Source organism: Pantoea sp. X-Soil-TKNS-1211 (assembly GCF_059730495.1).
The window spans coordinates 606333-628120 of the sequence record NZ_AP035954.1; the positions used below are offsets into that span (position 1 = coordinate 606333).

Genomic DNA, 21788 nt, shown 5'->3' on the forward strand with positions numbered 1-21788 from the left:
TGAGGTGGCGATTTACCTGATGTTACTGCGCACCACCGGTGCGCTGTTTTTTCTCGCGCTCGGTTGTAGCGTGGTAGGCGGTTTAAGCAATGCCGGGCTGCTGGCGTTGATCAACCAGGGACTCAACGCCAGCGATGCGCAACGTTTACAACTGGCGTGGCAATTTGGCCTGCTGGCGTTGCTGATGCTCGGCACCCGCACCCTGAGCCAGTCGCTGTTTATGGCGATGGGCCAACGCAGCAAAGCGCAACTACGCCGCATGTTGGTGCAGCAGGTGGCCGATGCGCGCTACGCCGATCTGGAAACACACGGTATGCCGCGCGCGCTCAGTATCCTGACGCAGGATCTTGATCAGGTAGTGGTGTTTTTTGTCTCCCTACCCGCATTCATCATGTCGCTGGCGGTAATCGTTGGCTGCATGGTCTATCTCGGCTATCTGTCGCTGACGGTGATGATGATTGCCATCGCAACGGTGTTTATCGGTTCGCTGGGATACAGCTGGGTGCATCGCCGCGCATTACAACTGATGCGTCAGTCACGCCAGCGCGAAGAAACTCTGACTGGTGATGTTAACGCGCTGTTTAGCGGTGCTAAAGAGCTGCGTCTGCACGCCGCTCGTAAACAGTCGTTCCTGCAAAACCGCTTGTTTACCACCATTGAACAAGTACGCGTCGAGCGCACACGCGGTTATGTGCTGTATTCACTGGCGAACATCTGGGCCAGCGTGTTCTTTTTTTCCTTTATTGGGGTAGTGATGTTTTTGCTGGCGCAGGTGCTGGATCTGCGTGGTGCGGTGCTTTCGGGCTTCGCGATGGTGTTTCTCTATATGATTGTGCCGATTGAGAACGCCCTCTCCACCCTGCCGAGCCTGACGCTGACCCAGGTTGCCCTGAGGCGCATCAGTGTCATGCAGCAACAACTGCCGCCGGAGCAAACCCACATCGACATCCCTCCCTTGACCTTTCAAACGCTGGAACTGCATGACCTGGTTTATCATCATGGCGCGGTTAACGGCTTTCAGGTTGGGCCAATCTCACTGCAATTCACCCCCGGCGAGTTGGTGTATCTCACCGGAGGTAACGGCAGCGGCAAAACCACCCTTGCCCGTCTGATCACCGGTCTGTACCAACCTGATGGCGGCGAGTTGCTGCTGGACAATACCGCCGTCACCAACGCCAACCGCGCACGTTATCGCCAGCTGTTTTCTGCGGTATTCAACGATTTTCATCTGTTTGATGATTTACAGGGGATTGATGCCACGCGCTGGAATGACGAGGCACAGCAACTGCTGGAAGCGTTGCAACTCAAGCATAAAGTCACGCTGGAAAATGGCGTGTTCTCGACACTGGCGCTATCCACCGGGCAGCGTAAACGGCTGGCGCTGCTGGTGGCATGGCTGGAAGACCGTCCGTTCTATCTATTCGACGAATGGGCCGCCGATCAGGACCCGGCGTTCCGCGAGGTGTTTTACCATCAATTGTTGCCTGCGCTGAAAGCACGGGGTAAGACGGTGCTGGTGATCACCCATGACGATCGCTATTTTCACCTCGCCGATCGCTGCCTGAAACTGGAGCTGGGCCAGTTGCTTAACACTTAAGCCGCTCCCCTGCCCTTTCGCTCGCCGCACGACGGCGGGCGATAAACTCTGTCATCTGCTGTTTAGCCTGGGCCAGCCTTTCCGCTGAAGCGCTGCGCGGGGAACCACTGTGGAAAGGCGGTGCGGGGTCGTACTCCATCTGCAACTGGATATTCTCTGCCACGCCGCGCCCCAGTAATTCCTCCGCCACCGTAAGCGCAAAATCAATCCCCGAAGTTACCCCTGCGCCAGTGATCCGGTTGCGGTCACGCACCACCCGTTCCGCCACCGGCGTCGCCCCCAGCAGGCTTAATTGGTCGAGCGATCCCCAATGTGAGGTGGCGCGATACCCCTGTAATAACCCTGCCGCCCCTAACACCAGCGACCCGGTACAGACCGAGGTGACCCACTGCGCGTTTTCCGCCATGCGGCGTACAAAGGCCAGCGTTTCTTCATCATCCATTAAGGCAATCTGACCCGGTCCGCCGGGGATACAAATCAGATCCAGCGGCGGGCAATCCGCAAAGGTGGTGGTCGGCACGATGGCCAGGCCACGGTCAGACATCACTGGCTGGCGGTCTTTCCATACCAGGTAGTTACTGACGCCCGGCATTCGGGCAAACACCTCCCACGGGCCAGTCAGATCAAGTTGCGTCAAGTTCGGGAAAAGCAGCAGACCAATATTGAAGGGGGTGGACATTGCCATGAGCGACTCCTGTCAGGGAATTAACGATTTATCATGGACTTGTTTGGGGAAAGTTGCATCCGGATTAAGTGGTAAAGTTCAAACTCTTGATCACTTGTATCATCCTAAGTACCATATGTGATGTTTTTTCGAGCAAGGAAGCTCTCATCAAATGTCAACAAGGAAGCGTTATGGGAAATTACGTTCTACGTACGTTTGACAGAAGTCTTAAGGGTGTTGAAATCGACGACGATAAGTTATGCGACGAGGCTCGGGAACTCAGAGCCGGTCAATTTGAAGCAAATCTGGGCGGTAATCTCTACAAAAAACGGATACCGCTGACGCGTGGCAAAAGTTGTGGTTTGCGTGCTGTCATGGCCTTTAAGTCAGACAATGATTTATTTTTCATAAATGGTTGGGTTAAAGATCCCGGATGATGTCCTTCTGCTTTATAAAGCCGTTGCGATACAAATGATAAGCATGACGCCAGAACAGGCACAAATAGCCTTAAAGGCAGGGAAAATGAGAGAGGTTAAGTGTGATGGTTGATCATCTTAAAGACTTGCAGGAAATTGCTCACGACTTCAATGAGATTGGTGTGATTTCCGATGATCTGGTGAAACATATTGATGCCCGCGTGCAGTTGCGTGAGCTACGCGCCAGTCTGCCAGTGATTGAAGAGATGAACGGCGAAGCCATACGTTCTTTGCGCGCTCGCTTTCATCTCAGTCAGGCCATGCTGGCGCTGTATGTGAATATGTCGGTTGTCACGATATCAAAATGGGAACGCGGAGAGAAAAAGCCAAATGGTGCCGCGCTACGAGTGTTAAATACGATGGCGATTAAAGGTCCTGACGTATTCGCGATCTGAGTTTGTATTGATTCGTAGCGGCGCGATTTATCGCGCGTTGTTTAAACAGCGCGATAAATCGCGCCGCTACGAAATACGCATTAGTTCAACACCGGTTTTGCCATTGGCTGGGCCGGGCGTTCTGCCAGCGCAAACAGTTCATCAACCCGCGCTTTCTCTTTAGCACCCACCGGCACCAGCACTCCACAGGCGACAAACACCAGCAGGTTGCCCGCCAGGCCGACAATGCCGCTGGTCAGCGAACCGAGTGCCGGGATGTCATCCGGGAAAAATACCGTCAGCACGATGGCGATAATAATGCCGGTCATCATGCCCAGCAGCGCGCCCTGCTTGTTGCCGAAGCGGCTGAAGATACCAAAGAACAGCGGCACCGCCAGTTGGATAATCCCCTGATAGGAGATCTGTGCCAGCAACTGCAAACGTGAGTAGTTAAAGGTGAAGTAAGCCAACAGCGCCGCCGCCACGATAAACACCACCATGCCGGACTTCGCCAGTACCGTCAGTTGACGATCGCTGCGCGGTTTGTTCCAGGTGGCAAGATCGTTGGCAAACTGCGTACCACACACCTGCACACAGCCATCGACATGGCCGATACTCGCCGCCAGCACAATCACCAGCGCCAGTGCCAGCAACCATGGGCCGCCCTGATCAAACAAAGCTGTGAAGAAACCGTTCTGCGGATTGGCTTGCACGTTCGGGTCCTGGCTCACCGCCGTGGCGAACAGCATCAGGATGGCGTAGAAACCGCCCACCAGCAGGATGGTCAGCAACGTCCCCTTTTTCACCGCGCGGATACCGCTGGCGGTATAAATACGCTGGAAACTCATCGGCCAGCACATCGAACCGACCACACCGGTAAAAATCAGGCTGAACATATACCACGAACCATAATGGGAGCCTTCCGCACCCGGAATCTGCAACATGGCAGGAGGCAGCGACGAGAGCTGACCAAAGCTGTGATCGCCGCTAAACAGCAGCACCACGCACACCAACGCACCGAGGCCGTAGGCGATGATCCCCTGATACATGTCGGTCATAATCAGACCACGCATGCCCATGCTGACCGTCCAGTACTGGCGAACAAGAATCAGCAGTACACCAGCGATCAGGCAGGTGGTCACGCCCCAGCGTCCAAAACTGGCGAACTCCACCAGCAGCGCCAGCGCCTGAATCCCCATCACCACCCACGGGAAGACGCAGATGATGCCGATGATCGACGCCACGCGCTTCACTGCCGGGCTGTTGTAACGCATACCCAGCAGATCGGGTTGGGTGGTCAAATTAAAGTGCTGCCCCCATTTCCAGGCACGGCGCGCCATCAGATACATGGCGGTGACGCCGAGCGTCGAGTAGACCGCGCCATAGAAGCCAATCACGCCGCTCACCGACAGCGCGAAAAACGCGGTAAAGGTCGCGCCCGGCCACCAGGAATTGGTGTAACTCATGGCGATATACCAGGGACCATAAGACCGCCCACCTACCGCATAATCAGAGAACGAGGTACTTTTGCGGTTAGTGGCGTAGAGGACGGCGATCATGACCGCCAGAAATAAACCGATCATGCCAAAGGTAATGAAATAATGTGGCTCTGCGGTGCTAATTTTCATGATACTTCCTCATCCGCGGGAATTTCGCCAAAAGCACATTCAGCGAGATACATCACCCATAATCCGATACCAAGAAATACGGCTATAGAGAGCCAGTAAATAATCGGCAACGGAACACCCATAAATAACGCACCACTTCCACTGACGCTTAAATATAACGGTGGGCAAAGCGCCAGAAGTAATAACGCCAGCAGATAGATGGCAAAGATTTTATTTTTAATGCTTATGCGGGCACGCAACTGTTGTGCCATGATCATGGTACTCATAATCCCCTCCGAAATTTACAATGACGGTGTGCGCACTCCTTTACCTGCTGTCAGACAGCCTTCCCCTGTGGTGTATAAAAATAAAATAATTAAAACAACGATTACAGCGCGCGCAACCAGTTCTCCCAGTCGGGATGGTTTAATATGCTGCGCGCGCGCAATTCTTTCCAACGGCCATATTTAGAAAAATCAAAATCGATATCGGCTACCTGATGCTGAATAATTGCCCAGGTTGACCACTTCATATCGGCAAGATACTTATGGATTTGCACGCGAGCAAATATCGCGGCATCCACCTTACCGAAATAATCTTCCAGTAATTCCAGTTCGATTTGTGGCGTAAAAAACATTTCGCCAAACCATAATGCCAGTTCATAACAACGATCATTATTTGAGGCATATTCAAAATCAACCAGCCGAATATCGTTGCTGGTATTGAGCATAAAATTGCCCGCCAGGGTGTCATTCATACAGGGCACGCGATCAAGGCCCGCAGCTTCCAGCGCCTGCTGTGCACGCTGCGCCTGTTTATGCAGCCAAACGGCATCGGCAGAGAATGGTGCGTTCAGTGACTGCACCTGTTCGATATGTTCATTCAGCATATCAAACACCGTTTTGTCCTCGGTGAGCAGTGACTGATCGTTAAAACTTTTCAGTGCATGCAGCGCGCGATGACGGATGGTTTGCTGTTGAAAGTCGAGATTTGACGACGCACGCCAGCCATCGATAAATTCAAACACTTCCACCCCCAGCTCCCGCAAATAGGCCACCACCGGCACGCCGTAGCCGGTTTGCGCCGCTTTCAGGCTGGCTTCGTGTGCGGTATCGCGGTTGATAAAACGTTCTGTACCTTCGCCGGGAATTTTCACGAAGTAAGCGCTGGGCGCACCTTCTACCGCCACATGCCAGTTGGCGTTAGAAATTCCGCCGCTCACCGGACGATAGTGGATGGTTTTATTCTGCCAATCTGACATCGCCGCGATCGCCTGCTCCAGACGCTGCTCCTGCCAACTCACGGCCTGTCCCGGTTGTTTACTCATCATTTCTGCTCCGCTGTCAGGGTTAACCAACGTTCAAAGCGGGGATCGCGTGCGCTCTGACGGCAGCGCAACAACATCCACTGACCCAGCTTGGCGAATTCCAGTCCACGCGGGCTGATGTGGCCGTTCAACATGCCCCACAACGTCCAGTGGTAATCATCCACCAGCGCATACAGGCGACAGCGTGCCACATCGGCTTCGTGGCATTCGCCACGCCAGGCGCGAATCGCATCACGCCAGCGGTCATCGGTCGGCAACTGTTCATGAATTAAGGTGGCGATATCGTGCCAGGCATCGCCCTGCGCCGCGTAATCGAAGTCCAGCAGACGCCACTCCCCCTGGTTGTTCACCATCCAGTTGCTGGCAATCGGATCGCCGTGAATCAATACCGGAGTGAAAGGTGCCGCATTTAGCGCTTGCCAGGCGAGATCCACGCACTCGCCCAGCCACAGCATCTCCTCCGGCAACGTAACATTTACCTGATGCAGTTGCTGGCGCAGGGTTAGCATGTCCTGTTGACGCGAATGTTGCGGTAACGGCAGGGCGGCGTCGTGCAGGCGATCCAGCGTGTGGGTCAGTGCGGCAAACTGCGTCGGATCGCTGAAATGCGCCAGTTTCGCCCAGCGGAAATCCTCATCCAGCGCAGCAAAAATCAATACCCCCTCCGCTTCATCGGCATGGCACAACACCGGGGCAATGCCCAGTTCACCGGCCTGACGGCTGATTTCGGCACTACGACGCACGTCAAGCAACGCGCGCTGATCATCACATAACACCTTGGCGTAAAAGCGCTGGCCGGCACTTTCCAGCCAGAAGCCCGCCCACTCGGTCGCCAGGCGATGCGGTGACGCCACTCCGGCAGTGCCCGGCTGGATAATGAAGCGATGGCCAGGCTGCCATTGCTGCAACACCTGTTCTAAACGCGCGTTCATGCCGTCTCCTCCACAACCAGATCACTCAACAGCGCCATCAACAAATCCAGGCCACGATGAAGATCCTCGGTGGCGGTGAATTCACGCTCGTTATGCGATAAACCACCCGCGCTCGGCACAAACAGCAAGGCACTGGGGCAGTGATAACTCAGGCTGATGGCATCATGCCCGGCCACACTGCGCATTGGCATGGCGCTCAGATCAATGCGTTCCGCCTGTTGCAACGCACGTTGTGCCAATTCAGCATCCAGCTGCTGGCAGGGACGAAACTGCGCCCGATCCAGGCTGACGTCAGTCGCCGTGGCCTGAGCAATCGATTGCATCTGTTGGCTGAAGCTGGCACGCAGCTGATGCAATAACGCCTCGTCGGCGGAGCGAAATTCGATGTACACCGTGGCTTCGGAGGTCACCACGTTGGGCGAATTGGGGGTGGTGTCGAGACGTCCCACTGAAGTATGCAAAACCTCGCCGTGACGATCCGCTGCGGCACGCACCGCGACGATAGTTTGGGCCGCCGCCAGCAGCGCATCGCGACGACGACTCATCAGCGCAGGACCGGTGTGGTTCTGTTCGCCGCGAAACGTCACCTGCCATTTCAGCGCTGCCCAGGTTTCGGTTACCACACCAATCTGTTTACGTTGCTGCTCAAGGTGCGGGCCTTGCTCCACATGCAGCTCAAGATAAGCACGCAACGGCAGCGGAGGTAAGGCTGCACCGCGATAACCAATCGCCTGCAACGCGCTCTCCAGCGTAATGCCATCGACATCGGTGCAGGCCAGCGCCTCCTCCAGCGTCACCGCACCGGTGAAATATGAACTACCAATCAGGCTGGGTTGAAAGCGCGCCCCCTCTTCATTGGTCCAGTTGACCACCGCCAGATTGTATTGCGCTAATGTGGGTTGCTCGCGCAGTTGTCGCGCCAGCGCCGCCAGGGTGGCTGCCGCCGCAGTGACACCGTACGCACCATCAAAGCGCCCACCAAGCGGCTGGCTATCGAGATGCGATCCGCACAACAACCAGGGTGCGCCAGGACGCAACGACATCAGGCCAAAAATATTACCGATTTCATCAATTTTTACGTCAAAACCCTGCCGGGTCAGCCAGGTACAAAAGGCATCTCGCACCTGTTGGTCTTCGGCACTGGCGGTCAGGCGGTGCAGCCCACCCGCCGCCGTGGCACCGATGCGGCTGCTGAGTTCAAACAGCGCATCAAATGCCTGATAGTCGCGTGGCGTCATCCGCAGCGTTGCCGGGATGGAGGATGTTGACATGTGCGTTCTCCAGACTTGCTACAAAAGCGGCCGGTGGCGGCGCGTTGGTCACTAAGGTGTCGACCGCGCTAAACGGCAGCGTGTTGATAAAAGTACGCAGTCCAAATTTGCCTTCATCCGCCAGAATCACGCTCTGGCGGCAGTGCGTGCTCAGCACGCGCCGTAATAACGCCTCCGGTTCTTCGTAGTCCATAAAACCGTTATCCCGATCCACCGCGCCAATACCCATAAAGGCGATGTCGTAGTGGAACTGCCGGGCAAAATCCAACGTATGGGGACCGATAAGTGCGTTATCGTTTCGCCTGACGCGCCCTGGTGTTAGCGTCACAGCGTTCTCGCTCTGCTGCGTCAGCAGCGTGGCGATATCCAGTGAATTGGTGACAATCTTCAGCCGTGAGAAGCGCGTCAACTGCTGTGCCAGCGCCAGCGTTGAGGTGCCGGTATCAAGGAACAGCGCCATGCCTTCCTCCACCAACTCACTCGCCAGTTGCCCCATGCGCAGTTTGGCGCGTGGTTTGATGCGGCTGCGAATTTGCAGCGGCTGCTCCTCGCTGGGCACCGGTAAAATCGCCCCACCATGTACCCGGCGCAGCACGCCCTGCTCCTCCAGATACTTCAAATCGCGGCGGATGGTTTCTTCCGATACCACAAACTTCTGCGCCAGTTCGGTGACGCGCACCCGTTTGTCGTGGCTCAATACCCGTTTGATCTCATCGAGTCGCGGCTGGTTGATCATACTTACCCTTCTGTTTCTGCGGCGAAAACCGCAGTATACCTGTCCCCTGCCCCGGCCTTGCGCGATAAATCGCGCCGCTACGCTGAAGTGCGATCATTTATCGCGCGGCGTTTACAACATGGGCCGGTGTTGATCCCACGGCATTAACGCTTCCAGTGCGGCACAGAACTGCAACACATCTCCTTCGGCATAACGACGACCGATCACCTGTAACCCCACCGGCAGACCTTCCGGGGTAAATCCGCACGGCACCGTGGCGGCCGGGTTGCCACTCAGGTTGAACGGCCAGGTAAAAGGCGTCCAGCGCGCCCACTCAACACCGCTGTCGCCATCAGGTTGACCTTCAGGAGCGTGACGATCGGCAGCAAATGGCAGCACCGGCAGCGTTGGGGTGATCAGCAAATCCACCTCATCGAACAGGGCATGTACCTGACCGGCAAAGGCGGCACGTTGTTTTTGCGCATGCAGGTAATCTGCCAAATCAATGCGTTGGGCACGATTGATCAGCGTGGCGAAGCCGGGGTCCAGTTGATCAAGCTGCTGCTGTAAGGCGGCACCGTAGGCAATACCTCGTCCACCGCTCCACAACGTGTCAAACGTCTCGAACGGACTTTGCCAGCTGAGTGGTTTGGCCGTCAGCGTCACTGGCAGCGCATGTGCCATCTGTTCAACCGCCTGCTCAACACAGGCCGCGATGCGATCATCCACCGGCGTATTAAATAAGGTCGGGCTGTAATGCACGCGCAAACGTGGCAGTGGTGCATCGCATCGTGTCAGCCAACTTTCGGTTTTCGCGGGTAGCGCCTGGTGATCACGGGCATCCGGGCCGGAAAGCAGATCAAACAATAACGCGCTGTCGCGCACCGTGCGGGTCATCGGCCCGGCATGGCTCAGCATCTCGGTGGCTGACCACGGCCAGGTGGGAATGCGCCCCAACGAGGCTTTCAGGGCAAAAATGCCACAAAATGCACCCGGAATGCGCACCGATCCCCCGCCATCCGATCCCAACGCGGCAGGCACCATCCGTGCCGCCACGCTGATCGCCGACCCGGAACTGGAGCCGCCGCTGGTCAGGGTGGGATTCCACGGATTACGGCCATGACCAAACACGCGTGAAAAACTGGAGCCGGTCCAGCCGAACTCGGTGGTGGCGGTTTTGCCGATAATGATCGCCCCGGCGGCTTTTAAACGCGCAATAATCGGCGCATCGCTGTTCGGTACGTTATCCAGTGCAGTCAGCGAGCCTTTGGTGGTGCGTAATCCGGCAGTGGCAAACAGGTCTTTAATGCCGAACGGTACACCGTGCAACGGACCGCGCAGTTTGCCCTGCTGACGTTCGCGGTCGCAGATTTCCGCTTCTGCCAGCGCCTGCTGGTCATACACATCGCCAAAGGCATTCAATGTGGGATTGTGGGTTTTTATCTGTCGCAGACAAAATTCAACCAATGCCACACTGCTGCTTTCACCCTGACGAATTTGCGCCGAAGCGGTTAATAAATCCGGCATCTCCTGCATATTTCACACTCTATCCGGCTGACTAACTGTTGAGCAGATAGTGGCATAGTCGCAGCAGGATGCAAGACCGAATAATGTTGTTAATGTGGGATATGTTGTATTTACTTCGGGCGCGTAATAGGAAAGCGTGATGATGAGAAGCAGCAGGAAATGTCAGCCCAGTGACAATCTGGTGAATGTTTCGCTGCCTGACGCACAGAGGCAGGTAGAGATGGCAGTTGGCATGTTGCCTGGTGGATAATTGCGCGGAATGTGCGGCGACAAACAAATCGCCGCTTTACCGTGCGCAGTAATAACAAAATCGTTTGACGGAAAAACGCCGTGCCCGATTACAACCAACCCGAACGCTTCAGTCGCCACCACATAAAACCACAAATCATCGCGGTGACGCCCAGGGCAACCGGATAACCAAAATGGGTGTGTAATTCCGGCATATCGGCGAAGTTCATGCCATACATACTGAAAATGATGGTGGGTACGATTAATACCGCGCCCCATCCCGCCAGCTTTTTATTCACTTCGCTTTGCTGCACCGACACCAACGCCAGGTTCACCTGCATAGCGCTGGTGAGCATTTCACGCATGTCTTCAGCATCGATCATCACGTGGTGGGCATGGTCTTGCACATCTCGCAGGTAGGCGCGCAGATTTTTGGGCACCAGATCTTCATGGAAGCGCACCAGCTGCGGGCAAATTTCGGTCACAGGCATCGCCGCGTTGCGCAGCGACAACAGTTCACGCCGCAAGTGGTACACCTCCTCCAGCGTATCGCGATGGAAACGGGTGCTGAACATTTCATCTTCCATGTCACTAATGCGCTTACTCAGACTGGCGGTGATTTTGCTGTAGTTATCTACAATACAATCGAGGATGCAGTACATCGCGTATGCCGGGCCTTCGCTCATCATTGCCTGATTTTTTTCAGCACGCGCACGAATGCCACCGTAACCATCGGTCGACCCGTGACGTACAGTAATCAGGAAGTTTTTGCCCAGGAAGAAGTGGGTTTCACCAAACGTGATGCGCTGCTGATCATCGAGGTGGGCCGTTTTGACCACCACAAACACCGATTCACCGTACTGCTCAATTTTCGGACGCTGATGCGCCACCAGTGCATCTTCAATCGCCAGTTCATGCAGGCTGAACTCCTGTTGCAGGGTCTGCATAAAACGCGCATCGGGCTGGTATAAACCCAGCCAGACGAAGGTATTGTCTTCTTTCAGCACTTCACTGATGTCATCGATGTCGACATGTTCTTCACGCTGACCGTGGCGGTAGACCACGCAGTTAATCACCATCTTATTCAGATCCTTCTTGGGCTGACGTCCTGTAATCATAGTCTTAAAGCTCCCGTACCATCTCAACACAGGGCAATGCCGCCCCCGCCAACGCCGAATGATAAAGGCTGTGCTTCACAATGCTGAATCCGTGGCGCTGATAAAAGCTACTGGCATTGGGAGTGGCCGCCAGTGTCAATTGCGTGAACCCGCGCTGCCGCGCCTCTGCCACAAGAGTATGCATAATTGCACTGGCATAGCCTTTCCCGCAGCACGCCGGCAGGGTGAAAATCGCCTCCACACTGCCGCAGCTCAAATCGAGAAAACCAGTAGCGGCTACGCCGTGGTCAGGATCATCCACCACAAAGAAAGGATTGCCACGCACCGCCTCGAAGTACCCCTCAGGAAGGGTATCGGGCGTCCAGGCAGTGATCACCTCTGCGGGATAAACCGACTGGCAACCGTGACGGATGGCAAGATTACGAATACGCCATAACGCGGCGGTTTCATCGGTGCGAGCTAAACGCGGTGTCATGCTGTCTCCTGGTATGTTTATAATCCAAAAACCCTGTCAGGAAGATGAATGAGGCTATTGATATGCAACTGTTTTCATCGCGACTCTTTTTACGCCCGGTTGAAACACGGGATCTGCATACGTTGTTCGCCATCTATGGCGATCCCAGCACGCAAATGTTTAATCCTGCCGGGCCATTTCCTGATCTCACTTTTACCGAAGAAGTGTTAACACGCTGGCTGGCGCACTGGCAATCCTATCCGTTTGGTAACTGGGCGATTTGTCTGCGCGAGCGATCCGAGGAGGTGATAGGGTTTGGTGGCTTAACGGTGCGCGAGTTTGCTGGCAGGCCGGTAAACAATCTGGGCTACCGGCTGGCAAAAAAAGCATGGGGTAAAGGTTATGCCACCGAGTTTGCCCGCATCGTGATTGCCTATGGCTTTGCTCACTGCCAGCTACCGGTGATTGATGCGGCGGTGCGGGAAGATCATCTCGCCTCGCAGCAGGTGTTGGAGAAGGCGGGTTTACGCTGTTATGACCGGGTTGAAGACATCCCCGGCGCACCCGCCAGTCTGGTGTATGAATTACGCGCGCAGAACTGGCGCGATCAGGGCACACCAAGATAGCGCAGGATGGCCGTCATCAAGGCTGCCCCAATGATCACCACAATCAGCGGGGCTTTGCGCCAGGCGAGGAACACCGCAAACAACACCCCGGCGATACGTGCGACCCCAGCAAAATGTGTGCCCTCAAACAACGCGGTGGTCACCGCCACCGCCAGCAGTAACACGGTGGCGGCATCGGACAGCATGCTGCGCACCCGCTCTGACATCTGCATCCGGCTACCCAGACGGAAACCGGCAAAGCGGATCAGGTAAGTCCCACTCGCCAGCAGCGCGATCCCGGCAATGACTAATCCGTTTTCCATTATTTACGCTCCCGCCAGCTCAACAGACCTAACAACGAAAACAGTACCGGCATCCCGGCGGGGACAAACGGTGTGGCAACGACCGACAGCAATGCCCCGAACGATGCCGGGATACGGGTACGACGCTGGCGCAGTGCCGGGAAAATCAACGCAATCAGAATGGCGGGAAAAACGGCATCCAGACCAATCGCTGAGACATCGGGGATAAAACGCCCAATCACCGCCCCACTGATCACGCTGAGCGGCCAGATGGCAAAAATGCCCAGGCCACAAATCCAGTAAGCTGCCCGACGTTGTGCCAGTTTGGGCTGGGAGATACCAAAGACGACGCTTTCATCATTCATAATGTGACAACCAAACAACGCGCGACCACCCTGCCCGACCAGATCTTTTACCGCGATACCAAACGGCAGATGGCGCGCATTGACCAATAAACCCGCTGCGGCTGCTGTCAACGGACTGCCGCCACCGGCGACAATACCGATAAACAAGAATTCGGATGCACCGGCCAGTACCAGCGTGGACAGCGCAATCGGCACCCACAAGGGGAAACCGTCCGCTGCGGCTAGCGAACCATAAGAAAGTCCGACGATACCGTCGGCCAGACAGACGAGGAAAATCGCTTTTAATACCCCTTTATCCAGAGGCACTGCACCCAGACGCATAACAAATTCATCTCATATCGAACAAGAAAGACGTTATAATGAACGGCCCGACACCGTTTTACAAGATGAACATTTTGTTCGTTATAACGAACAGGAGTAGCTGTGACCCCGCCGATTGACATCATTGCCGCCGGATTAACGCGTGAACGCCAGCGCGCCGGACTCTCCCTGACCGAAGTGGCGCGCCGCGCCGGTATCGCTAAATCCACCCTCTCGCAGCTGGAAGCAGGCAATGGCAATCCCAGCATCGAAACGCTGTGGTCGTTGTGTGTGGCGCTGAATATTCCGTTCGCCCGCCTGATGGAGCCGGAAGTGAAGCGTTTGCAGGTGATCCGCAAAGGTGAAGGGATGGTGGTTTCTGCGGAGCTGGCGGATTATCAGGCCGCGCTGCTGGCAACTTGTCCACCGGGTGGTCGTCGCGATCTCTATCTGGTCACCAGCCAACCGGGCGCACCACGTGCGTCAAAACCACACCCGCCAGGTTCGGTGGAGCATGTGATTATCGCGCAGGGCCGCGCGCTGGTCGGCCCCAGCGATGCGCCGGTAGTGCTTGGCCCCGGCGACTATATTTGCTATCCCGCGGATGAACCGCACCTGTTTGAAGCGCTGGAGCCGAATACCATGGCAGTGCAGCTGTCGGAGCAAAATTAACGGATTACACGATTATTTCGCGGTGTATGGCGTGCCGCCCACGTGTACTTTATAGATGCGGAAATTCGGCACTGGCGGATTATCAAAATTCATCTCGCCACCTACCCAGCTGTTGAGATGGTTGCTGACAAAATAGAGATCGCCGTGCGGTCCCCAACCAATGGTGTCAGGCCAGGCAATCGCGTCGCTGGTGACTAAAGGCGTGACTTTGCCGGTTTTGCCATCACGCTTCATCAGACCATTCAGCGTCAGAGCCGTCAGGTAAAGATTGCCCTGGCGATCGGCTGTAATGCCATCGGTATTTGACGGCAGCACCGTGTCCACCTTGATCGCCTTTTCGATTTGCGTCTCGCTGTTGCTGAAATTACGCAGCACGGAAGTCGGCACTTTCAACAACCGGTTGCCGGTGAGGTTAGTCCAGTAAAGGGTTTTCTTATCGCCGGACAGCGCAATGCCGTCAGCACCCGTCAGCATCGGATTGGCTTTGCCGTCTTTGTCCTTCAGCACCTTCTCGCCATGAATGCTGAAGGTGAAACCCGGTTGGTCATTGACCCATTCAGGTGCGGATAGCACCCGTTTTGCCTCACCGGTCTTCATTTTGTACACCAGCAAACCGCCTTTCAACGGGTGACACATGATGCCGGAGTCCGTGATGTATACCACGCCCGCGTCGTTATCCACCGCCACGTCGTTGAGGAACGAACAGGTAAAGTCGACTTGATCGTTAGTAAAGGTATAGCGCGCGACTTCTTTGTTTTTATTCAAATCCCAGGCGACCAGTTTTTCATCTCCCGCTTTATTGGGCGCACCCGCGATATGCCCCTGATCGAGAATCCACATCACATTGTTGCGATCGATCTCAAAACCCAGCACCGCTTTTAAACCCTGCGGATTATGCACATCGTTCATCGCCTCGCTGGGAAACGGCTGCAGCATCCATTGCCCGTCCTTTTTCACCAGTTTTGACAGTGTTGCCGGGACTTCCGGGCCGCCCCAGCGGGCGGTACTGACGTACAGGTTGCCATGCGCATCAACTTTTACGCCGTGTAGCATCGCTTTGGTGTCATTTTTTTTCCAGGCTGCCGCAGCCGCCGGGTCTTTCAGGTCATACGGCAGGCGATTCCATTCGGCGACCACGTCCAGTTTAGGCTGTGTCGCCGCCAACGCGGGTAGTCCAATGCCGACCGTTGCCAGCAGCAGGATCGAGGCAGACAGTTTTTTTACCGGATGTGAGGGAGATGCATAGAACATGATTTTACCCCTGAATGATGGTTTTATTGTGGTTATACGTCAAATTCTGACATGTCAGAATCTAGCATCACCTTGCAGCAGGTAAAGGGGCCATCTGATGATTTTGCATGCAGCATCACAAAATGCATTTCAGACATCAGCACTGCTGATAGCGGGTATCAGCGAAGATGATATGTGATCATCCGCTGATTTTAGGCTTAGTCCAGGTGCAGACTTCCCTCAGCATCCCGGCACATTCATAGAAAAGACAAATCTCACATCTTGTTGAAATAAAAATATATTTTTAATAATTTAAACTAACATGTTACGAATTTTTTTATGAAATTTTCCTGATGCTGCAAAAATCATGCTCAATACTATTCCATTCGTGACTATCGTCACACTAAGGCACCAGATGCTGTCTTTTTTGTGATCAATTTAGCAAATGACTAACATGTAGCTAACTTTATATCCGCCACCTGATAGATTTGTGACATGTCAGTTTTAACCCAGTGACATTCAGCGCGAAGTTAGCGTCTGCGCAAAGCAAGGGATTACCTCAACCTGACTTTGCACCGCAACCCACCAGGGAGCAGACGTGCGCTTTTCGCGGCTTCTCACGCTGTCATTCAATCGTATAAGAATCAGGAAAGCAGCTATGAGTACTTTGACAGAGAGTAAAACGCACGGCGTCGCAAGCGACCTCGAGCACAGCACCATCCGTAAAATCATCACTATGCTGGTCCCCCTGATGGTGGCGATGTATGTGGTGGCTTATATCGATCGGCAAAATATCAGTTTCGCCAAATTGCAGATGGTCAGTAGTCTTGGCTGGAGTGAATCGGCTTTTGGTCTCGGGTCGTCGCTGTTTTTTATCGGCTACCTGATTTTCAGCGTACCGGGCAACCTGATCCTGTCGAGGGTCGGAGCAAAACGCTGGTTTGCACTCAGCCTCGCCGCCTGGGGCATCATCACCGTCGCCCTCGCCTTTACGCAAAGTCTGACCATGTTTTACAGCCTGCGTTTTGTGCTGGGTCTGGCTGAAGCCAGTTTCTATCCCGGCCTGATTTATTACTCAACTCAGTGGTTCCCGACCAAATATCGCCCGCGCGTGGTGGGTTTTCTGGTCACCGCCAGTATGTTCGCCAATATGATTGGCGCACCGCTGAACGGCGCGCTGCTTAGTATGCACGGCATTATGGGCTATGAAGGCTGGCAGTGGCTGTTCCTGATGACCGGTTTGCTGGCGATTGTGCTGATCATTCCGGTGATGAGCTGGTTTCCCATTAGCCCGGAACACGCCACTTTCCTGTCACGTGAGCAGAAGCAATGGCTGTCGCAGCGCCTGGAGGAAGAACGCCGCCAGGAAACCGATAAGTCTGTCGATACGCTGTTCAAATCGCTGACCGACAAACGCGTGCTGGCGCTGGCACTGGTGTATGGCTTTATCTGCTTTGGTGCCTATGGCATCAGCTACTGGATGCCAACCATCGTGAAATCCTTCGGGGTCTCCGACATGACCAACGGCTTCGTCAATATGATCCCTTGGGCGCTGGTGATGATCATGCTGCGTTGGCTGACGCAAAAGCCAGAACGCACCAATAACCCGTTCGTTAACGTGGCCCTGCCGATGTTCACCTCCGCCGCCTGTCTGATCGGTTCGGTGTGGTTCGCCAGCCAGCCAGTGATCAGTTTCGCCTTTATCTGCGGAGTGGTGCTGTCGGTGTTTGCCATCCAGCCCTGCTTCTGGAATCTGACCAAGTTCCTCTCTGGCGCATCGGCGGCGGCGGGGATCGCGATTATCAACTCACTGGCTAACCTCGGTGGCTTCTTCGCCCAGAACACCATCCCGCTGGTGCGCGATCAAATGCAAAGCCCCACCGCACCGATGGTCTATCTCAGCATCGTCATGCTGGTAGGCGGCATCAGCACCATGATGATCATCAAATGGCTGCAACGCCAGCGTGAACCCGCCAATGCCGCTCCGATGCCAGGTCATTAATCTGACATTTCAGATATAAAAAATAAATGTGATTCAAATCACCATTATCAGGAATAAACGTTGCTGATAGCCATTTCTATCGGCAACATCAATTAAATCTAACATGTCAGTTTTCAAGAAGGTCGTCATGAAAAAGATTGTGGTTCTTGAGCCGGGTTACGAGCATTACCGCGAAGAAGAAGCCATCCTCGCCGCTTTTCATCCTGAATTTGTGGTCGTCCCTGCCAGTGCCTCCGAGGAAACAAAACTGGAGCAGTTACGTGACGCCGATGCAGTGATGCTGCGTGAGGCTCGCCTCGACGGCAGCCTGATTGCCGCGCTCGATAAATGTCAGGCGATCGTACGTTACGGCGTAGGGGTCGATAACGTCGACCTCGTCGCGGCCAAAGAGAAAGGCATCTATGTCGCTAACGTGCCAGATTACGGTTCTGAAGATGTGGCTGAACACGCGCTGGCGCTGTTGCTGGCCGCCACACGCCGCATTACCTCACGCGATCATCAAGTCCATCACGGCCAGTGGAATATCGGCCAGGCCGAACCGATGTTTCGCATGAGCGGCAAAGTGCTGGGCATTGTTGGCTTTGGCCGCATCGCCCGTTGTCTCGCCGCCAAAGCGCGGGGTATCGGTTTCCGCTCCCTGTTGGTGTGCGATCCCCTGCTGGATGCGCAGGCCGCAGAAGATGCCGGTGTGGTGCGCGTCTCGCTGGAAACCCTGTGCCGCGAAGCTGATTTCATCTCTCTGCATGTCCCACTGTCAGAGAAAACCCGCCATCTGATTGGCGCTGAACAACTGGCCCTGATGAAACCTACCAGCGTGCTGGTCAACACCTCACGCGGCGGTCTGATCGATGAAACCGCCCTGTTCCATGCGCTGCAAAATCGTCAGTTATTTGCCGCCGGTCTCGACGTATTCGAACAGGAACCGATCCGTGCCGACCACCCGCTGCTGACCTTATCCAACGTGATCTGTACCGATCATACCGCCTGGTTCACCGAAGAATCGGTGATTGAACTGCAACGCAAAGCCGCGCAGGAAGTGCTGCGCGTGTTTGAAGGCAACAAACCCCTGAATTGGGTGAATCGCTAATCACCCGCCCTGCCAAGAGGAAAACAAGATGTATAGCAAAGAGATTATTGACGGTTATCGCGCTATTTTTTCTACCGCATCGATTGCCGATGCCTGTGACCAGATTGTGGGCAAAACCATGTTCCTGCCATTCGAAGTGAAGAATCGCATCAATGACAAGAAAATCGTCGGCCCGGCCGTCACCATCCTGGAAGATGTCACCGAGGAAAAATTGCCGCCGCAGCACGCGCTGGATGCAATTGATGAATCAGAAGCAGGTTCAGTGATTGTGATCGGCGGCAGCCCGGCGCTGGAAAACGTTGCCGTCTGGGGCGGATTGATGACCGCAGGCGCGGTCGCGAATAAACACGAAGGTGCGGTGCTGATGGGCGGCGTGCGTGACCTGACCGAGATCCGCCGTGATTATGATTTCCCGGTTTACGCCAAAACCGTGACGCCAGGCACCACGCTGGGACGTTTTAAAACCCTTGATGCCAATGTCGCGCTGACGCTGGGTGAAGTGACCATTAACCCGGGTGACCTGATCGTGGGCGATGTTGATGGCGTGGTTTGTGTGCCGAAAGCTCACGTTGACGCAGTACTGGAACTGTCCAAATCGATCGACCAGCGCGAGCTGGAACAGGCCAAACTGATTATCCAGTCAGGATCGCTGCGTGAAGGTCTGGCCAAATACGGCCGCATTTAACCGTGATAAGCGGCCCCGGCACCTTGCCGTGGCCGCCTGACAGGACAACACAATGAAAGATCTGGATATTCTCTCCTTTGGTGAACCGCTGTACGAATTCAGCCAGTTACCACAGGCACAACAACCGGTTAGCTATCTCAGCGGCTATGGCGGCGACACTTCGAACTTTGCCATCAGCGCGGCACGACAGGGCGCGAAAGTGGCGATGTTCACACAGCTCGGCACCGATGTGTTTGGTGATCAATTTGTTGCGTTATGGCAGCAGGAAAATGTCCGTTGTGACTGGGTGTTGCGTCATGAAGATGCCCCGACCGGTATCTACTTTATTAGCCACGACGCCAGCGGCCACCACTTCACCTTTTATCGCAAAGGATCCGCCGCTTCCCGCCTGCGTCCGAAGGACTTACCGGAAGCTGCGATTGCCACCGCACGGCTGCTGCACACCTCAGCCATTACTCTGGCAATCAGTGACAGCGCCTGTGACAGTGTGTTTGCCGCGCTGGAACTGGCGCGTAACCATCAAACGCTAACTTCATTCGATACCAATCTACGCCTGAAACTTTGGCCGCTGGCGCGCGCCCGCGCGGTGATCCATGAGGTTGCTCGTTGGGTGGATATTTGCATGCCAAGCCTTGATGAGGCACGTTTGCTGACCGGTTTACAAGACGCCGATGCGATCGCCGATTTTTATCTGCATCTCGGCGTGAAGCAGGTGGTGTTGAAGATGGGCAGCGAAGGCGCGATGTATGCCAGCTCGGAGGAACGTGTTGTTGCCGCAGGTCATAAAGTCGCGACTGTGGATGCGACCGGTGCAGGAGACTGTTTCTCTGGTGCTTTTCTTACCCGTCTACTGGCGGGTGATGCCCCACAAAATGCGTTGCGCTACGCTAACGCGGCAGCGGCGCTCACCACCACCGGCTACGGCGCGGTGGCTCCGATCCCTTCCCGTACTCAGGTTGACGCCTTTCTGCACCATGCTGGTTAATCACACCTGCCCGCCCTGAAGGGCGGGCCATGATTTACAGCCTCGCTGCGACGGGTAACACCGCTTTTTTCGTTTTGACCTTCAAACCAAACAGTACCGATGCGATGCGCGAACGTTTAATCAGCACATAGCACAGGGTACTGAACGCGATACCAATGAAACAGTTGATCAGGACATAGATAATCGACAGATTGGCCGGTAGCCAGATATCCATCAGCCAGGAGAAGGTGATCACCACTGGATAATGCAGCAGATAAATAATCAGCGCAGAATCGATCACCCCGGTAAGTAACGGATTCTCCTTCACCGGCAGGCGTTCAAAGACAAATACCAGCCAGTAAGCCAACTGGAACGAGAGGACGCTACCCGTCAGCACCGGCAGATATTTCAACGCGCTGGCAATGTGATGATGGGCGACCACGTAAAATCCCAGCCAGGTAAGCAGCGCCATTGCCGCAATCAACCACTTATTAATCGCCCAGGAATCAACATAAGTGGCTATTTTTTCGCGATTAACATATAACGCATATCCGGCCGCATAATAAACCACAAAACGGGCGGTAACCGGGATTAACTCGATAAACTCCCCCTGCCCTTTGACCAAAAACTTAAGAAAGAAACAGACGTTGGCAAGCGCAATCAGGGTTACCAGTAACCACGGCAGCGAAAAACGGTCGAGCTGCCTGGCTGCAAATTGATAGAATCCGGGCGGAATAACTAACGACATGACGGACAATGAGACCAGGAACCACAGGTGATGCATCATTGAATAACTGTGCATCCAACCCGCCAACGATAAGGGCGTTCCTTTCATTTGCCAGGCAATCACATACATCAGCGGTGGCAGGAACAAATACGCCGTAATAAGCGGAGCCAGCACCCGCTTTAAGCGGTTGTCTCGAAATACCTGTTGCCCTTTACGTAATACCACCAGCGCGGAAAACATCCCCGAGAGAAAGAAGAACACCTCCATTCTGAATGTATGAATCATGCTAATAAAGGCAGTAAATAACTCCGAGGGGTCGCGCTGCGCGACATAATACCAGCCATTTTCACCCGGAAGACTTCTCGACGCATGTAAAAGCACCCCCTCAAGAATTAATCCGGCGCGCAGTAAATCCAGGCCGATATTACGGCCAGATAAAAACGATGGCGTATTCATTCTCGCACCTCAAAGATGAATTATTTAAAGAAGCGACACTGATTAAATTGATGCTAACACTTCGAATGGTCGTTTACCGTTCGTTTACATCTTTTAGGAAAAT

The 21788-nt window shown here is 54.7% G+C and carries 23 protein-coding genes; 9 read left to right on the top strand and 14 right to left on the bottom strand.

Going from position 1 to position 21788, the window contains the following annotated elements; all coding sequences use genetic code 11:
• Window positions 1–4: 4 nt before the first annotated feature.
• Entirely contained in the window at window positions 5–1597 is a 1593-nt protein-coding gene (locus tag AC6I8W_RS23225; RefSeq protein ID WP_497838477.1) for a cyclic peptide export ABC transporter, read from the top strand.
• On the opposite strand, the gene AC6I8W_RS23230 is transcribed toward AC6I8W_RS23225, so the two are convergent.
• Window positions 1587–2276, bottom strand: coding sequence for a DJ-1/PfpI family protein (locus AC6I8W_RS23230; protein WP_497838772.1), 690 nt, complete (start codon window positions 2274–2276; stop codon window positions 1587–1589). The two genes, AC6I8W_RS23225 and AC6I8W_RS23230, sit on opposite strands and share 11 nt — an antisense overlap.
• Window positions 2277–2452: 176 nt before the next feature.
• On the opposite strand from AC6I8W_RS23230, the gene AC6I8W_RS23235 reads away from it, so the two are divergent.
• Both AC6I8W_RS23235 and AC6I8W_RS23240 read left to right on the top strand, forming a co-directional pair.
• Window positions 2453–2698, top strand: a complete 246-nt coding sequence (locus AC6I8W_RS23235; RefSeq protein WP_497838478.1) for a type II toxin-antitoxin system RelE/ParE family toxin — start codon at window positions 2453–2455, stop codon at window positions 2696–2698.
• Between the two features lie 104 nt (window positions 2699–2802).
• Window positions 2803–3132 (top strand): helix-turn-helix domain-containing protein, encoded by a 330-nt coding sequence (locus AC6I8W_RS23240; protein WP_497838479.1) that lies wholly within the window; start codon window positions 2803–2805, stop codon window positions 3130–3132.
• Window positions 3133–3212: 80 nt separating this feature from the next.
• Here AC6I8W_RS23240 and AC6I8W_RS23245 read toward each other — a convergent pair whose 3' ends face one another.
• From AC6I8W_RS23245 to AC6I8W_RS23285, 9 genes are all read right to left on the bottom strand, one after another.
• Window positions 3213–4739 (bottom strand): sodium:solute symporter family protein, encoded by a 1527-nt coding sequence (locus tag AC6I8W_RS23245; protein ID WP_497838480.1) that lies wholly within the window; start codon window positions 4737–4739, stop codon window positions 3213–3215.
• A complete protein-coding gene (locus tag AC6I8W_RS23250) occupies window positions 4736–5005 on the bottom strand; it encodes a hypothetical protein (RefSeq protein WP_497838481.1) in 270 nt (89 codons plus the stop codon). Before AC6I8W_RS23250 ends, AC6I8W_RS23245 begins: the two co-directional genes overlap by 4 nt.
• Window positions 5006–5106: 101 nt before the next feature.
• Window positions 5107–6045: a phosphotransferase gene (locus AC6I8W_RS23255; protein WP_497838773.1), complete on the bottom strand. Its 939-nt coding sequence runs from the start codon at window positions 6043–6045 to the stop codon at window positions 5107–5109.
• Window positions 6045–6977 carry a phosphotransferase gene (locus AC6I8W_RS23260; protein WP_497838482.1) on the bottom strand — a complete coding sequence of 311 codons (933 nt, stop codon included), beginning with the start codon at window positions 6975–6977 and terminating at the stop codon, window positions 6045–6047. Before AC6I8W_RS23260 ends, AC6I8W_RS23255 begins: the two co-directional genes overlap by 1 nt.
• The gene (locus AC6I8W_RS23265) at window positions 6974–8248 is read right to left on the bottom strand and encodes a Zn-dependent hydrolase (protein ID WP_497838483.1); all 1275 of its coding nucleotides are present in this window, start codon (window positions 8246–8248) and stop codon (window positions 6974–6976) included. The genes AC6I8W_RS23260 and AC6I8W_RS23265 overlap by 4 nt, the downstream gene beginning before the upstream one ends.
• Complete coding sequence (locus tag AC6I8W_RS23270) at window positions 8187–8984, bottom strand: DeoR/GlpR family DNA-binding transcription regulator (RefSeq protein ID WP_480372752.1); 798 nt, start codon at window positions 8982–8984, stop codon at window positions 8187–8189. Before AC6I8W_RS23270 ends, AC6I8W_RS23265 begins: the two co-directional genes overlap by 62 nt.
• Window positions 8985–9095: 111 nt before the next feature.
• The gene (locus AC6I8W_RS23275) at window positions 9096–10490 is read right to left on the bottom strand and encodes an amidase (protein WP_497838484.1); all 1395 of its coding nucleotides are present in this window, start codon (window positions 10488–10490) and stop codon (window positions 9096–9098) included.
• Between the two features lie 338 nt (window positions 10491–10828).
• Window positions 10829–11797: a magnesium/cobalt transporter CorA gene (gene corA / locus AC6I8W_RS23280; RefSeq protein WP_497838774.1), complete on the bottom strand. Its 969-nt coding sequence runs from the start codon at window positions 11795–11797 to the stop codon at window positions 10829–10831.
• Between the two features lie 43 nt (window positions 11798–11840).
• Window positions 11841–12311: a GNAT family N-acetyltransferase gene (locus tag AC6I8W_RS23285; RefSeq protein ID WP_497838485.1), complete on the bottom strand. Its 471-nt coding sequence runs from the start codon at window positions 12309–12311 to the stop codon at window positions 11841–11843.
• A 62-nt stretch (window positions 12312–12373) separates the two neighbouring features.
• Here AC6I8W_RS23285 and AC6I8W_RS23290 point away from each other — a divergent pair, with 62 nt between their 5' ends.
• Window positions 12374–12916 carry a GNAT family N-acetyltransferase gene (locus AC6I8W_RS23290; RefSeq protein WP_497838486.1) on the top strand — a complete coding sequence of 181 codons (543 nt, stop codon included), beginning with the start codon at window positions 12374–12376 and terminating at the stop codon, window positions 12914–12916.
• Here AC6I8W_RS23290 and AC6I8W_RS23295 read toward each other — a convergent pair.
• Window positions 12898–13218, bottom strand: coding sequence for an AzlD domain-containing protein (locus tag AC6I8W_RS23295; RefSeq protein ID WP_497838487.1), 321 nt, complete (start codon window positions 13216–13218; stop codon window positions 12898–12900). The two genes, AC6I8W_RS23290 and AC6I8W_RS23295, sit on opposite strands and share 19 nt — an antisense overlap.
• Window positions 13218–13883, bottom strand: a complete 666-nt coding sequence (locus AC6I8W_RS23300; RefSeq protein ID WP_497838488.1) for an AzlC family ABC transporter permease — start codon at window positions 13881–13883, stop codon at window positions 13218–13220. The genes AC6I8W_RS23295 and AC6I8W_RS23300 overlap by 1 nt, the downstream gene beginning before the upstream one ends.
• A 102-nt stretch (window positions 13884–13985) precedes the next feature.
• Between AC6I8W_RS23300 and AC6I8W_RS23305 the strand changes: the two genes are divergently transcribed.
• The gene (locus tag AC6I8W_RS23305) at window positions 13986–14534 is read left to right on the top strand and encodes a helix-turn-helix domain-containing protein (protein ID WP_497838489.1); all 549 of its coding nucleotides are present in this window, start codon (window positions 13986–13988) and stop codon (window positions 14532–14534) included.
• A gap of 12 nt (window positions 14535–14546) precedes the next feature.
• Here AC6I8W_RS23305 and AC6I8W_RS23310 read toward each other — a convergent pair whose 3' ends face one another.
• Entirely contained in the window at window positions 14547–15785 is a 1239-nt protein-coding gene (locus tag AC6I8W_RS23310; protein WP_497838490.1) for an L-dopachrome tautomerase-related protein, read from the bottom strand.
• Window positions 15786–16422: 637 nt separating this feature from the next.
• Between AC6I8W_RS23310 and AC6I8W_RS23315 the strand changes: the two genes are divergently transcribed.
• From AC6I8W_RS23315 to AC6I8W_RS23330, 4 genes are all read left to right on the top strand, one after another.
• Window positions 16423–17766 (top strand): MFS transporter, encoded by a 1344-nt coding sequence (locus AC6I8W_RS23315; RefSeq protein WP_497838491.1) that lies wholly within the window; start codon window positions 16423–16425, stop codon window positions 17764–17766.
• Between the two features lie 127 nt (window positions 17767–17893).
• Window positions 17894–18853: a C-terminal binding protein gene (locus AC6I8W_RS23320; RefSeq protein WP_497838492.1), complete on the top strand. Its 960-nt coding sequence runs from the start codon at window positions 17894–17896 to the stop codon at window positions 18851–18853.
• Between the two features lie 28 nt (window positions 18854–18881).
• Complete coding sequence (locus AC6I8W_RS23325) at window positions 18882–19538, top strand: RraA family protein (protein ID WP_497838493.1); 657 nt, start codon at window positions 18882–18884, stop codon at window positions 19536–19538.
• A gap of 52 nt (window positions 19539–19590) precedes the next feature.
• Window positions 19591–20523: a sugar kinase gene (locus tag AC6I8W_RS23330; protein WP_497838494.1), complete on the top strand. Its 933-nt coding sequence runs from the start codon at window positions 19591–19593 to the stop codon at window positions 20521–20523.
• Window positions 20524–20557: 34 nt separating this feature from the next.
• On the opposite strand, the gene AC6I8W_RS23335 is transcribed toward AC6I8W_RS23330, so the two are convergent.
• A complete protein-coding gene (locus AC6I8W_RS23335) occupies window positions 20558–21685 on the bottom strand; it encodes an acyltransferase family protein (RefSeq protein ID WP_497838495.1) in 1128 nt (375 codons plus the stop codon).
• Window positions 21686–21788 lie beyond the last annotated feature (103 nt).